12 protein-coding genes are annotated in these 13,917 nt (G+C 69.3%); 6 read left to right on the top strand and 6 right to left on the bottom strand.

Features of this window, described 5'->3' with window-relative positions:
- Nucleotides 1-32 precede the first annotated feature (32 nt).
- The 5 genes from ACZ5ZX_RS06425 to ACZ5ZX_RS06405 form a co-directional block, all read right to left on the bottom strand.
- Entirely contained in the window at nt 33-845 is an 813-nt protein-coding gene (locus tag ACZ5ZX_RS06425; protein ID WP_465500911.1) for a DUF5336 domain-containing protein, read from the bottom strand.
- Between the two features lie 261 nt (nt 846-1,106).
- Complete coding sequence (gene sucD, locus ACZ5ZX_RS06420) at nt 1,107-1,994, bottom strand: succinate--CoA ligase subunit alpha (protein WP_016331198.1); 888 nt, start codon at nt 1,992-1,994, stop codon at nt 1,107-1,109.
- Nucleotide 1,995: 1 nt separating this feature from the next.
- Nucleotides 1,996-3,165 (bottom strand): ADP-forming succinate--CoA ligase subunit beta, encoded by a 1,170-nt coding sequence (gene sucC, locus ACZ5ZX_RS06415; protein WP_061983415.1) that lies wholly within the window; start codon nt 3,163-3,165, stop codon nt 1,996-1,998.
- 117 nt (nt 3,166-3,282) lie between these two features.
- Nucleotides 3,283-3,642 carry a hypothetical protein gene (locus tag ACZ5ZX_RS06410; protein ID WP_465500910.1) on the bottom strand — a complete coding sequence of 120 codons (360 nt, stop codon included), beginning with the start codon at nt 3,640-3,642 and terminating at the stop codon, nt 3,283-3,285.
- A complete protein-coding gene (locus ACZ5ZX_RS06405; protein ID WP_465500909.1) occupies nt 3,639-5,492 on the bottom strand; it encodes a hypothetical protein in 1,854 nt (617 codons plus the stop codon). The genes ACZ5ZX_RS06410 and ACZ5ZX_RS06405 overlap by 4 nt, the downstream gene beginning before the upstream one ends.
- Nucleotides 5,493-6,078: 586 nt before the next feature.
- Between ACZ5ZX_RS06405 and ACZ5ZX_RS06400 the strand changes: the two genes are divergently transcribed.
- Entirely contained in the window at nt 6,079-6,765 is a 687-nt protein-coding gene (locus ACZ5ZX_RS06400) for a M23 family metallopeptidase (protein ID WP_465501059.1), read from the top strand.
- A 692-nt stretch (nt 6,766-7,457) separates the two neighbouring features.
- On the opposite strand, the gene pcrA is transcribed toward ACZ5ZX_RS06400, so the two are convergent.
- Nucleotides 7,458-9,866: a DNA helicase PcrA gene (pcrA, locus tag ACZ5ZX_RS06395; RefSeq protein ID WP_465500908.1), complete on the bottom strand. Its 2,409-nt coding sequence runs from the start codon at nt 9,864-9,866 to the stop codon at nt 7,458-7,460.
- A gap of 90 nt (nt 9,867-9,956) precedes the next feature.
- Here pcrA and ACZ5ZX_RS06390 point away from each other — a divergent pair, with 90 nt between their 5' ends.
- From ACZ5ZX_RS06390 to ACZ5ZX_RS06370, 5 genes are all read left to right on the top strand, one after another.
- On the top strand, nt 9,957-10,376 hold the full coding sequence (locus ACZ5ZX_RS06390) for a DUF1707 SHOCT-like domain-containing protein (protein WP_465500907.1): 420 nt from the start codon (nt 9,957-9,959) through the stop codon (nt 10,374-10,376).
- Between the two features lie 169 nt (nt 10,377-10,545).
- Nucleotides 10,546-10,833 (top strand): chorismate mutase, encoded by a 288-nt coding sequence (locus ACZ5ZX_RS06385; RefSeq protein ID WP_037314906.1) that lies wholly within the window; start codon nt 10,546-10,548, stop codon nt 10,831-10,833.
- 102 nt (nt 10,834-10,935) lie between these two features.
- Nucleotides 10,936-11,241: a hypothetical protein gene (locus tag ACZ5ZX_RS06380; protein WP_465500906.1), complete on the top strand. Its 306-nt coding sequence runs from the start codon at nt 10,936-10,938 to the stop codon at nt 11,239-11,241.
- Between the two features lie 338 nt (nt 11,242-11,579).
- Nucleotides 11,580-12,818 carry a hypothetical protein gene (locus tag ACZ5ZX_RS06375; protein WP_465500905.1) on the top strand — a complete coding sequence of 413 codons (1,239 nt, stop codon included), beginning with the start codon at nt 11,580-11,582 and terminating at the stop codon, nt 12,816-12,818.
- 255 nt (nt 12,819-13,073) lie between these two features.
- Nucleotides 13,074-13,916, top strand: a complete 843-nt coding sequence (locus tag ACZ5ZX_RS06370) for a hypothetical protein (RefSeq protein ID WP_465500904.1) — start codon at nt 13,074-13,076, stop codon at nt 13,914-13,916.
- The last annotated feature ends 1 nt before the right edge of the window (nt 13,917 follow it).

Raw genomic sequence — 13,917 nt, 5'->3', positions numbered from 1 at the left:
GAGTCACCGCGGGTGCTTCTACGTGCGAGAGATCAGCTCTGCTGGCCGAAACCACCCGGCGGCGTACCCGGGTTCTGGCCCTGCTCCGAAGAGGAGGACGGCGGCTGCTGGAAGAACTGGCCCTGCTGCGGCGCGTAGGTCGTGGCCTGCTGGCCCGGCGGCTGCGTGACCGGCGGCTGGAACCCGCCCGGCTGCGCGAACGGACCGGACGGCTCGCCCTGCTGACCTTGCTGGCCCGCGCCGGGGAACGGCTGGACCTGGGTGGCAGCCGGGCCCTGCTGACCCTGCTGACCGAACGGACCCTGCGGGCCCTGCTGCGGGAACTGCTGGCTGTAGGGGCCCTGCGGCGCCTGCTGCTGCGGCTTACCGGCGGGCACCTTGAGGACGTCGTGCTCGAACAGCAACGCGGCGACCGCGACCAGCATCTGCAGGATACCGAGGATCAGCACGACGGTGAGGATGCCGGGAACCGAGACCTCCGAACGACCGCCGCCGTAGCCGATGATCAGGTCCAGCGCGCCGAACGCGCCGATGACGCTGAACAACGCGGCGAACGGCAGCGTCTTCGGGCCACGCGGCAGCGCGTGCAAGGCCGCGAGCAGACCACTGACCAGGAGGAAGACCGAGACCTGCCCGGCGGCGTCGGCCTCGTCGGAGAAACCGATGAAGAACTGGACGAGGCCGAGGACGGTGACGGCGAGCGCGAGCAGCAGCGCCAGATTCAGCGGGCCCGCCTGCGACGGCGCCTGCTGCTGCGGAAAGGCTCCCGAGGCGGGGTGGGACTGAGGGGGTTGCTGGCCGCCACCCTGCTGGGGGTAGCCGGGCCCACCGCTGGGATAGGACATCCGAATGCTCTCCTGTCGTTCGACCGGCACCCCGGGGCACGCGGGACTCCCGGGACAAACGAGGCGGCTGTGATGCTCGAACGCTAGCGCACACGCGGTCACCCCACGCCTCGGGCTCTGAGACGTCTGTACACCCGATCGGGTTCCGTGCGGAACCCCTCGTCGACGGCCAGATCGCGTTTAGCGGGCTAAACGCGAACGGCGGGCCGGGCACCTGGTGAGGCGCCCGGCCCGCCGGGGAAAGCGTCAGTCTCCGAAGGATCAGAGGCTGTTGTACAGCTCGCGCGCCAGGACGGCGGTCTCGCTCGGGGTCTTCCCGACCTTGACGCCGGCGGCCTCGAGGGCCTCCTTCTTGGCGGCGGCCGTGCCGGAGGAGCCGGAGACGATGGCGCCGGCGTGGCCCATGGTCTTGCCCTCAGGCGCGGTGAAGCCCGCGACGTAGCCGACGACCGGCTTCGTCACGTTGTCCTTGATGTAGGCCGCGGCGCGCTCTTCGGCGTCGCCGCCGATCTCGCCGATCATCACGATGACCTTGGTCTCGGGGTCGGCCTCGAACGCCTCGAGGGCGTCGATGTGCGTCGTGCCGATGACCGGGTCGCCGCCGATGCCGACACCGGTCGAGAAACCGATGTCACGCAGCTCGTACATCATCTGGTAGGTCAGCGTGCCGGACTTCGACACCAGGCCGATCGGGCCGGCGCCGGTGATGTCGGCCGGGATGATGCCCGCGTTCGACTTGCCGGGGCTGATCACCCCGGGGCAGTTCGGCCCGATGATGCGGGTCTTGTTGCCCGTGGCGACCGCGTGCGCCCAGAAGTAGGCCGAGTCGTGCACCGGGATGCCCTCGGTGATCACCACGGCCAGCGGGATCTCGGCGTCGATCGCCTCGATGACCGCGTCCTTGGCGAACTTCGGCGGCACGAAGATGACCGAAACGTCGGCGCCGGTCTCCTTGATGGCCTCCTCGACCGTGCCGAACACGGTGAGGTCCTTGCCCTCGATGGTGACGGTCTGGCCGGCCTTGCGGGCGTTGACGCCGCCCACGATGTTCGTGCCGGACTTCAGCATCTTGGTCGCGTGCTTCATGCCCTCGGAGCCGGTGAGCCCCTGGACGATGACCTTGCTGTTCTCGTTGATGAAGATCGACATCTCACGCACCTGCCGCGGCGAGCTCGGCGGCCTTGTCGGCCGCGTTGTCCATTGTGTCCACCACGGTGACCAGCGGGTGGTTCGCGTCGGCCAGGATCTGGCGACCCTCGACGACGTTGTTGCCGTCCAGCCGCACGACGAGCGGCTTGGTGGCCTCGTCGCCCAGGATCTTCAGCGCCTCGACGATGCCGTTCGCGACCGCGTCGCAAGCGGTGATGCCGCCGAAGACGTTCACGAAGACGCTCTTCACGTCGGTGTCGTTGAGGATGACGTCCAGCCCGGCCGCCATGACCTCGGCCGAAGCGCCGCCACCGATGTCGAGGAAGTTGGCGGGCTTGACGCCGCCGTGCTTCTCACCCGCGTAGGCCACGACGTCCAGAGTGGACATCACGAGACCCGCGCCGTTGCCGATGATGCCGACCTCGCCGTCGAGTTTGACGTAGTTGAGGTCCTTGGCCTTGGCCTTCGCCTCGAGCGGGTTCTCCGCGTCCTTGTCGACCAGGGCCTCGTGACCCGGCTGACGGAACGAGGCGTTCTCGTCGAGGGTGACCTTGCCGTCGAGGGCGATGATCTTGTCCTGCGGGTCACGGACCAGCGGGTTGACCTCGACCAGGGTCGCGTCCTCGGAGACGAAGGTCTCCCAGAGCTTCACGACGACGTCGGCGGCTTCGTCGATGACCTTCTCCGGGAACTTGCCCGCGGTCAGGATCTCGACGGCCTTCGCCTTGTCGACACCGGTGATCGCGTCGACCGGGATCTTCGCGAGCGCTTCGGGACGCTCGACGGCCAGCTGCTCGATCTCCACGCCGCCTTCGGCCGAAGCCATCGCGAGGAAGGTGCGGTTCGCACGGTCCAGCAGGAAGGAGAAGTAGTACTCCTCGGCGATGTCCGAGGCTTCGGCCACCAGCACGCGACGCGTGATGTGGCCCTTGATGTCCAGACCGAGGATCGCCTCGGCCTTCTCCGCGGCCTCATCCGGCGTCTGGGCCAGCTTGACGCCGCCGGCCTTACCGCGACCGCCGGTCTTGACCTGCGCCTTGATGACGACCTGGTTGCCGATCTTCTCGGCGGTGGCCTTGGCTTCTTCGGGGGTGTTTGCCACGGCACCCGGCAGAACCGGTACTCCGTGGGCGGCGAAGAGATCCCTCGCCTGGTATTCGTAGAGGTCCACTACTCCAGTCTCCTGACGACACGCCACTGTGGTGGTCCGTTTCCGAACCGCGCTGTCGGACCAGTCGAGGTTAGCGACCTGCGCAGAAGCAGGGGACTCCGCACCTGGTGAAGTCGGTCACCGTATGCGGTCAGACGGTGTTTCCACGGTGTGAGACCGCACACCGGAGACCCAGTTCGCCGCCTCTTCCAGGGTTTCGAAGGCGTTGTCGAACCGGCTGGGCCCGTTACCGACCGCGAAGAGGAGAACGTCCGGGAGCGCTTCGGCGAGCCCTTCCGGCTCACTCGCGCCTCGTACGACACCGAGGACGTCCGGATCCTCCTGTTCGGCCGTCCGGACCAACTGCTCGGTGCTGTCGAGACGCCCGGAGTAGACGACCTCGACGCCGTCGTCGCGCATCAGCCTCCCGAGCGCGACGGCCGAACCGTCGTCGACGCCGAACTCGGCCAGCACGACGCGAAGAAGACGTCGCGTCATTCAGACCGCCTCGAACCCGCGACGGCCATCCCGGCCGCGACGAAGGAGACGACGCCCGCACTCAACGCGAGCCAGAACCCGGCACCCGCCGACGCGCCCTCGTACTCCGAACCGACAAGCGGCCACTCCGCCGCGCGCAGGTCGAGTACCAGCGCGGCACCGGTCAGCGCGGCCGCGGCGGCGACCGGACGCGAACGCACGACGAGCGCGTACAGGCCGAGCACGACCGCGAGCGCGCCGAGCAGACCCCACGACGCCGCGCCGAAGTCCGACCACAGCCCCGGCGCGGTGTAACCGGGCGCGGTGAACACGGGCGTGCCGAACGCGGCGATCGCCAGCACCGCCGCCGCGACGACCGGGGTGAGCACGGTGCTATTCGCTCGCGTGCCGTCCAGCCCGTCATCGTCGGCGGTGGCATCGTCGTCGTCACGCTCCACCACGCCGGTGACCACGGCCGCGAGCGCCGCCACGGCCGCCAGTACGAGCGCGATGAACGTCCACGTGACACCTGGGCCCGCCGAGAAGCCGACCTTGTCCGGCAGCGGGAGATCGACCCCGAACTGCGCCGGGTCGACAGCCTTGTCCTCGGTCACGGACAGAGCCGCGCTCAGCACGGCCGCACCCGCGAGGACGACACCGGCCCACGTGGCGGCGACGACTCCCCGGGCGAATGCCGAGAGCTTGGGCACGAAGACGAACAGCGCCGGAACAGCGAGCACGACGGCGGCGCCGAGCAGGAGCCAGCGCGACGGCGTCTCCGGTACGGGCGTCGCGCCGTTGGCCTTCAGCACCGGGCTCAGCGCACCCGCGGCCGCGGCCGCAGCCGCGAGCAGTGCCAGTCCGCCGGTCGCCAGCCGCCACCAGAACAGTCCGGGCAGCCTGGCCTCGCCTGCCAGATCGCCGGTGGCAGGCTCCCCGCCCTCCGCGACGTCGAAGCGGGTGAAGACCAGTCCCAGCAGTGCCAGGCCGGCGATGGTCACCACCACCGAACCCGGCGCGACCGAAAGCCTGTCCACGACCAGCCCCGCGACCACCGGCGGCACGCCGACCGCGAGAGCGGCCAGCGCCGCGCCGGCGAACCCGCCCTTGCCGACCCCGGCCGAGGGCGAACTCACCGCCACGAGCACCGTCAACGGGAGCAAGGCCGCGAGCAGCAGGTACCCGGCCATCGCGACCGTCGGCCCCTCGAAGGCGTTCTTCGCCAGGAGGTACGCGTTGCCAGAGCCGAGCGGCGGCAACAGCAGGCTGATCCCGCCCGCCACCGCGAGCACGGGCCCGAGCAGCCGCCAGCGCCGCTGACCGTCGAGCGCGCCCGCCAGTTCCGACTCGTCACGGGCCGTCCCCGCGGCGAACACCCCGGCGGCGAGGGTCAGCAGGTGACCAGCCACCAGCGCCCACAGCCCCGGTCCGGTCTGAGGCGTCGCGAGCAAGCGATCGGCGAGGAACAGTTCCGGACGCGAGGCGAGTGATCCGTCCGCGAGCAACTGCAGGTCCAGCAGCAGCCGTCCGGGCGCGAGCGCGGTCAGGCCGAGCACCAGCCCGGCCGCGAGGCCCGGACGTCCCGTCGCCACGGCGTAGAGCACGGCCGCCGCGGGAGCCAAAGCCAGCACGATCAGCAACGGTCCGGCGGTGAACCCGGGCGAGCCGTCCCGGACGACGGGCATCAGCGCGCCGGCGGCCAGCGCGACCGCACCGGCCGACACCAGCCCCGCCGACAGCAGGAGTGCTCGCGGGCGGGCACCCGGTCCACCCCGGAGCAGTTCGGCGGACACGGTCCCGGGGGCGGCCTGCCCGGCGGATTCCGCAGGTTCTGCGGTTTCGTCACCAGGGTGCCGTGAGCGCGAAGTCATCGACGGCGACGCTAGCAAGCCGGGTTCACAGAGGCGCGTCAGCAGGTCGCGGCGACAGGCCGCAAGGGGCCGCAGTGGGGTCTGAGAGGACCTACAGCGGGTAAACCTGCTTCAACATCACAGGGCAACCGGTTATTTCCCTCGTTTGCCTCCTTCCGGGCCCTTCGGTACCCCCGAACGGCCGCCTGAATCTGTAACGCAAGTCACAAGGTTACGAGTAAACCTCCTCTAACTTTGGGTAATCTTCACTGGACAAGGGCCAGATCGTCGTCGCCCGTTCGGCCGAGGAGGCCGTCAGATCTTGCTGTTGGGGGTACCGCTTCGTTACTGTTCCCGCGTCCCCATTACAGTCAGATCACGAATGAGAGCACCGAACGAACCACCCCCGAGGTCGTTCACCGGGTTCCCCCGCCCGGGCTCTTGATCAGACTCCCCGAACATGGAAGGCCCCGTCTTGGCTTCACACCGCTCCCCCGGCGGCCAAGCTCCTTCCCCGGCGCTCGAGAACGCACTGGATGGTGCGGTCGTCCGCGTCCGGGGCTCGCACCGCCTGTCGCCCCCTTCTTCGGCCCTTCGCGGCCGTGTCGTGGTCGCGGCCGTCGCTGCCGGCGCCTTCGCGGCCGCCGCTGCCGGGCAGACCCTGAAGTCCGTTTCGGAATCCTCCGACGCCGCCGTCACCCCGCTGGCCAGCACCCAGGACGCGAGCGCTTCGTTCGCCCTCGGCGGCGGAGCCGGTGGTGGCGCCCCCGAGCTGCTCCCGACCAGCCAGGCGACGAACGCCTCCGCCGAGGCCCAGAAGCTCTCGGACAACAACAGCATCACCCAGGCCCGCGTCAAGCGTGAGGCCGAAGCGGCCCGCAAGGCCGAAGAAGAGGCCAAGCGGCCCAAGACCTGCATGCCCGCCAAGGGCACCTTCACCTCGGGCTTCGGCGCCCGGTGGGGCACGAGCCACCTCGGCATCGACATCGCGGCCCCGATCGGCACCCCGATCGTCGCGGCCTCCGACGGCACGGTCATCGAGGCCGGACCCGCCAGCGGTTTCGGCCTCTGGGTCAAGGTCCAGCTCGCCGACGGCACGATCCACGTCTACGGCCACATGAACTCGTTCTCCGTACGCGAAGGCCAGAAGGTCAAGTGCGGCGAGGAGATCGCCGAGGTCGGCAACCGCGGCCAGAGCACCGGCCCGCACCTGCACTTCGAGGTGTGGCAGAACGGCACGAAGAAGATCGACCCGCGCCCGTGGCTCGCCGCCCGTGGCGTCAACGTCGGCTGATCGAGTCTCTTTTTCCCTTGCCACACCGGTAATCCCGCCTGCGACACCGGCGCGCCGGGCAACGACGCTCTGGCGCGCCTCCACGACTTCGGCTGTATCCACTCCCCAAGCCGCGTCCGCCGCGAAAGCTGTGCCCACTCCAGCGACCGGGCCCATTCCAGCGACTGTGTCCACTCCAGCAGCGGATTCCGGGCCCTCAGCGCCCTCATGCGACGCCGCCGGGTAATCGCCGGACGAAGTACCCCACCGCGACTTGCCACACTGTGCACAGTCCTGCCGGGCGCCGTCTGAACGGCGGCCATCCGGCGGAAAATCCCCGAGAAGGATCTCGGCACCCGGCTGGCCGCGGCCCGAACAGCCATCGCCGCGCGTGACCGCATACGACACACCGTCCGGCCCCGTCCGGTTCATGCGTCCGCAGTAACGCGCGCCAGGCCGCGACCAGCCTGAGCACTTCCGGCGGTTCCGGACCCCGATCCGAACCCGCCCCTTCTTCAACACCCCGCAGGTATTCCAATACCCCAGCCGCGAGAACCCCAAACAAGACCCCGTCCACACCGTGCGCCCCCTCCCTGGCGGGGCACACCGGCTCGTCCAGCATACCCCAGCGCATCGAACTCGTGTTCGATGACTCAGGTATACGGGAAGGGTCCGACAGTTTTCGGACGCGAGGACGAAACCGCAGGTCAGGGCTAGAGTTTGACCATCGGAACGCTGCCGATGAGCATCAGCCGGACCTTGCCGGCGGCACCGAAGTCGATCGTCGCGGTGGCCCGCGGTCCGGCGCCGTCGCAAGCGATGACGGTGCCCAGCCCGTACTTGTCGTGGCTGACCCTGTCGCCGACGTCGAGCTTCAGCGCGACGGTGTCCTTCCAGCCCTTCCCGAACGGGCTCGTACCCGACGGACCCGACGGCGACGAGGTACCGCCTCCACGGCGGCTCCAGGTTGTCGCCGCACGCGGCGAACCACCCGAGGAACCGAAACCACCCGAGGACGGCGACGGCGCGAGCCTGCGCCAATCGACCAGTTCGCCGGGAAGTTCGTCGAGGAACCGCGAAGCCGGGTTCATCTGCGGTTGGCCCCAAGCGGAGCGCACCATCGAGCGGGAGACGTAGAGCCGTTTCCTGGCACGCGTGATCGCGACGTAGGCGAGCCGTCGCTCTTCGGCCAGTTCGGTCGGATCCCCGAGCGCGCGCATATGCGGGAAGATCCCGTCTTCCCAGCCCGTGCAGAAGACGACGGGGTATTCGAGGCCCTTCGCGGTGTGCACGGTCATCAACGTGACCACGCCCGAGTCGTGCCCGTCTCCGTCGTCGCCGCCGTCGGCCGCGGGGATCGAGTCCGCGTCCGCCACCAGCGAGACCCGTTCCAGGAACGCGGGCAGCGAGCCCGGTTCCGGCACGCCGGGGTCGATCTCGGGCAGTTCGCCCTCCGGTCCGGCGACCTCGGCGGTGAATTCGGTGAATTCCCGCGCGACGGTGACGAGTTCCGTCAGGTTCTCCACCCGCGACGCGTCCTGCGGGTCGTCGGACTCCTCGAGTTCCGCGCGGTAACCGGTGCGCTCCAGGACCGCCTCGAGGATGTCGGCGACCTCGGCGCCGCTCTCGACGATCTCACCGAGTTCGTCCAGCAACTCGACGAAACCGGTGATCGCCTTGGCGGAGCGCGGGTTCAGCAGCGGCACCTCACCGTTGACGGCTCCGCGCAGCGCCTGCGCGAACGAGATGCGCTCCCGCTCGGCGTAGGTCGCGATGACCGCTTCGGCGCGGTCGCCGATGCCGCGTTTGGGGACGTTGAGGACGCGGCGCAGGCTGACCGTGTCCTCCGGGTTCGCCAGCACCCTCAGGTACGCGAGCATGTCGCGGACCTCGCGCCGTTCGTAGAACCGCACACCGCCGACGACCTTGTAGGGCAGGCCGAGCCGGATGAAGATCTCTTCGAAGACCCGGGACTGGTTGTTGGTGCGGTAGAAGACCGCGACGTCGGAGTAGTCCGCTTCGCCCTTGTCCGCCAGCGCGTCGATCTCGCCCGCGACGAACGCGGCCTCGTCGTGTTCGTTGTCCGCGACGTAGCCGACGATCTTCTCGCCGTCGCCCGCGTCGGTCCACAGCCGCTTCGCGCGCCTGTTGGGGTTGCGCGCGATGACGCCGTTCGCCGCTGAGAGGATCGTCTGGGTCGAGCGGTAGTTCTGTTCCAGCAGCACGGTCCGCGCGTTCGGGAAGTCGCGTTCGAATTCCTCGATGTTGCGGATGGTCGCGCCGCGGAAGGCGTAGATCGACTGGTCCGCGTCACCCACGACGCACAGTTCGGCGGGCTCGATCCCCGCCTCGTTCGCCTCGGTGCCGACCAGTTCGCGGATCAACGTGTACTGCGCGTGGTTCGTGTCCTGGTACTCGTCGACCAGCACGTGCCGGAACCGCCGCCGGTAGTACTCGGCGACGTCCGGGAAGGTCTGCAGGAGTTCGACCGTCCGCATGATGAGGTCGTCGAAGTCGAACGCGTTGGCCTGGTTCAGCCGCCGCTGGTACTCGACGTAGACCTCGGCGACGCGGCGCTCCAGGTCGTTGGCCGCGTTCGACGACGCCGTCTCCGGGTCGACGAGTTCGTTCTTGAGGTTCGAGATGTGCACGGCCAGCGTGCGCGCCGCGTACTTCTTCGGGTCGATGTCGAGATCGCGGGCGACGAGGGTGATGAGCCGCTTCGTGTCGTCCGAGTCGTAGATGGAGAAACTCGACGACATCTCCAGCGTTTTGGCCTCGCGGCGCAGGATCCGCACGCACATGGAGTGGAACGTCGACACCCACATGGCGTTGGCGCGGCGGCCGACGAGGTCGCTCACCCGCTCCCGCATCTCCGCGGCCGCCTTGTTGGTGAACGTGATCGCCATGACCTGGCCGGGGTGCACGTCCCGCTCGGCCAGCAGGTAGGCGATCCGCCTGGTCAGTACCCGGGTCTTGCCCGAACCCGCGCCCGCGACGACCAGCAGCGGTGCGCCCGCGTGGGTCACGGCCTCGCGCTGCGCCGGGTTCAGGTCGTCGAGCAGGTCCGTGTGCCGGGGCTTGGCCGGACCGTCCGCTGGGAGATCGAAGAGGGTGTTCATCGCCGGTCCACGCTACAGCGCCGGGCGTAGGCGCCGTTGCCGCCTGTCGTCCGACGCGCGAGCGGTGTTCGCGGCGGAGGATCGGATGCCATGGACACCAACGGAATTCCCTCCCGGCTCAGGGCGGCCGACATCGACAGGGAGCGGGTCGCCTCGCTCATCCAGGCCGCCGGCGGCGAAGGCCGTCTCTCCCTCGAAGAGGTAGAAGAGCGGCTCGGCACTGTGTATTCCACCAAGTACACGGACGAACTCGAGAAGCTCACCTCGGATCTGCCGAAACCCGCCCCGAAGCGGCGTCCGGTCGTCTTCGCGCATCCGGCGGTGCGGATCCACGTCGCGATCGCCGTGGTGGTCGCGGTGCTGTTGATCGTCCGCTGGACGGTTTCGGGCGTGCCGTTCTTCTGGCCGGCGATGCCGATGTTCTGGCTCGCCATGAGCGTGCTCGTGCACGCGCGCGTCCGCGGGGCCCGTCGCGGCTTCCGGCGGGGTGATGGCGTCGCTGTGGCATAATGATCGGCGTGCAGCACGACGCGTTTCGATTTTTTTACGGGATCCGGACACCGGCTCCCGTGATCGCGTAGTGCCCGAAACGCCATCACCCGAAGCCCCGGAGTCCACGGACCCGGGGCTTTCGCCGTCCCGGGGGCCAGCAGGGAATCCGGACCGAAGAGAGGTCCCGATGAACACCACGCAGAAGCCGGATGCCGAAGAACCCGCCGCCACCGCCGAGGAGATCGGTGAACTCCGCAAGGAGATCGACTGGCTCGACAGCGAGATCCTGCGGCTGGTCAAACGCCGCGTCGAGGTGTCCAAGACGATCGGCGCCGCCAGGATGGCCGCCGGCGGCACCAGGATCGTCTACAACCGTGAGATGGACGTGCTGGCCCGCTACCGCGAACTGGGGCCGGAGGGACGGCAGCTGGCGATGGCGCTGCTGAACCTGGGCCGGGGCAGGCTCGGGCGATAGCAAAGGTCCCTTGCTCCCGCCCGCGTCACGATTGCGTGCAGTGAGGCGAAACTCAGGGTGTTCCCCGAGCCATGACGACTCCGGACCAGGCAAACTGGACACATGATTAACCTCATCGCCGTCGTCATCGCGATCGCCGGTGTGCTCGCCGCGTTGGGCCATCTCGGTTATCTCGCCATGCTGAACAACGCGGCGGGTAAGCGAGCGGGAGGCGCGCCCATCGCCCAGTACGTCAGGTCACGCTGGCCGATCGCGGCGGGTACCACCGCGGCCTCGCTTTTCGCCTGGTTGCTCACTAGTGGGGGAACGACGCTCGACTTCATCGCCATTTTGCTTGCGGTGGGTAGCGGTGTGACGGCCACCAAGTCCCTGCAATCGACCCAGCAGAAGTACCGCAGCGGCAACTGAACGGCCGTACCAGCGGGAATAACACTGCGTAGCGTCACTGAGGCCCGTACGGCCGCGCCCGACCGAGTGAAACATCTGCAACTTGCAGAGCGGGTGAAGACTTGCGGGTGTGGAGCTTTTAGTGTGGATCCCGTGAGGACCCTTGCGTCTGGGTCGGGCGATGCCCGTATGGCGCGCGGGGGCATCGGCCCCGCGCGCCCACAGTCGCATGCGCGTGCATTTGCTCGCGAGAGTGCCCGGGAGTCTGCTCGCGAGGGATCCCGTGAACTCGCTGCTCCGTTCGGCTTAACCAGTGTCACTTCGCCGTCAGGGGCGGCCCATGAGGGGGTCGCTCGGACATGAACGGCTGGGCGGAACACCAGGGACGTACCGGACGGAACGGCGCGACGCACGCGGGCCGCCACCGGGCAGGCGGCACCGAGAGCTGGACCCCACCTGTGCCGCCGAGGCGGCAGCGCCCGACCGGGCACGGGCATCACGCGCACAGCGAGTTCGCCCCGCCCTCCACCGGTTCCCTTCCTCTGCCGCCACCGCGGAACAGGAGGGCGCCGAGCCCCGGCTACGCCCCGTCGAGCGGCCGACTGCCGCTCCCCCAGCCCGCTCGCGAGGTCCCCGTGGAACCCCCGGCCCGCGTCGAAGTCTCGTTGGCCGAACCCCCTCGGCTCTCCCCCGAGGAAAGGCGCGCGAAGGCCGCCCAGCGCACGAAGGTGACACTGGCCGCGCCCGCGCCCCGCCGCCCCGAACCAGTGGAGAACGACGACGACGTCCGGGTCTACCTGGCCCCGCCCATCGATGGCCTGAGCACCTTCGACCTCGGTTCCGTGCCCGCTTCGGTGACTCCGCCCAAGACCTGGCGCAAGGCCGCCTGGTTCGCCGCCGCCGCGTCCGCGCTCGTCGTCGTCGGCTTGCTTTTCGCCGGTTCCTTCCTGGTGGGCAAGCCGCTCCCGGAGCAGCAGAGCCAGGGCGGCTGGCCCGGATACCGCGGCGGCAGCCCGATGACCAACGAAGGCCTCGCCGCGAACCCGACCACGCAACCCCAGGGCGGCGCGGCGGGCGACCGGTCCGGTTCCCGATCCGATTCCCCCACCCGCGACGACCGCAGTTCCGCCAACTCCGGCACTTCCCCCGACAGCGAGGGCCCCGGCAGCGGTGGGTCGCAGCCAGATTCGGGCGGACCGGTCACGACCGGCCGGTCCACGCCGCCGTCGAGCGACCGGCCGCAGAAGCCGCCGATCACCCCCGCCGACCGCACGACCACCCCCGCGCCCTGGTACGCGTCGCAGCCGGACGCGCAGGCGATGGGCGACAACACCGAACTCTTCCTCAACACCGTCACCACCGACCCGCACCAGGCCTCCGACGTGACCTCGGGCGGTCTCCGCGAAGAGGGCGCGCAAGGCCTGCGTGAACGCTACGCCGACGTCGCCTACTTCGAGGTGAAGAAGGTCAGCATCGACCAGCGTCGAGGCGTCACGGTCAATACCGTCGAGGTCACTCACAAAGACGGGACGAAGACCATGGAGCAGCGCACCCTGACCTTCGGTGACGACGACAAGATCGTCGACGACGGCATGTAGGTGGCCACGCACGTGCAGGTGTCCCGTTCCTCTGCACGTGCGGTGCGGCGAGCGGTTGTCCCTGGTCCGGGTGGGTGACATAAGCTGCCGTTCGTCGTATCGCGACGGCATTCCGGCGACAGAGCCTGGCCGCGGACCGTCTCCACAGGGTTACCTGACGACAGCAGGGTCCGCACCGTTCAGAAGACGGCCGCGCGGACCAGAGGCGTCGGCCGAACGGCCCAGCGCCTGCCCCGGACCAGAGCGAGGAATTTCGTGCTTGATCGACAGCGCATTCGGCGTGAGGACGCCGTACGTGTCGAGGACGTCATCCCGGAAGAGATCCTGAACGACACCCGCGTCGACCGCGAGTACCTCGAGCAGGTCTTCCGCGAGCCGCAGAAGTTCGTTCCCGCCCGTACCCGTGAAGAGCCGTCGCCGCGGCAGGAGCCCGAAGAAGAGCCGGAAAGCCGCAGTGCCCGGCGGGCGAAGCTGGCAGGCCTGGTCGCCGCCGGACTGCTGGTCGCGGGTGCCGTCGTCACCGCGGGCGTGCTCGCGGGCACCCATCGGCAGAATCCGGCGTCGCGCGCCGGAGCGTCCGAAGTGATGAGCGGAGCCGCCGCGCTCGGCGGGCTCGCCGTCCCGGACTCCTCCGAGCCGCAGCGGAAGCACGAGCCACGAGCCTCGACGGGCACCAGCACGACGACCCAGCCCGCTTCGGGCACCGGCTCGGGTTCGGCCTCGCGACAGGGTCCGGCGTCCAGCAGTTCCAGCCCGAAGCCGGTCGCCAAGCCTGCCGCCGTCAGCACGACCGAGGACAAGATCGACGCGGTCCGGAAGTTCTACCAGACCGTCGACGCCGATCCCGACGGCGCGCTGACGCTGCTCTCGCCGGTGCTGGCCGAGTCCGAAGCGGGTCGGCTGATCCAGGCGTGGAGCTCGATGGACGCCATCCAGATCCAGGACATCCGGGAACAGGCCGACGGCGCCATCCTCGCCGTGGTGACCATGCGCAACCCGGACGGCGGGCTGGTGCGGGTCACGCAGGTACTGGAATTCGCCGACCGGACGACGGGCCTCATCACCGACGCCCGGCTGCTGTCGGCGCAGCACATGTGAC

The sequence above is a fragment of the Amycolatopsis sp. NPDC033938 genome, from assembly GCF_055575975.1.
Note: the sequence above shows the minus strand (reverse complement) of the source record. Positions and strands in the feature narration are given on the sequence as shown.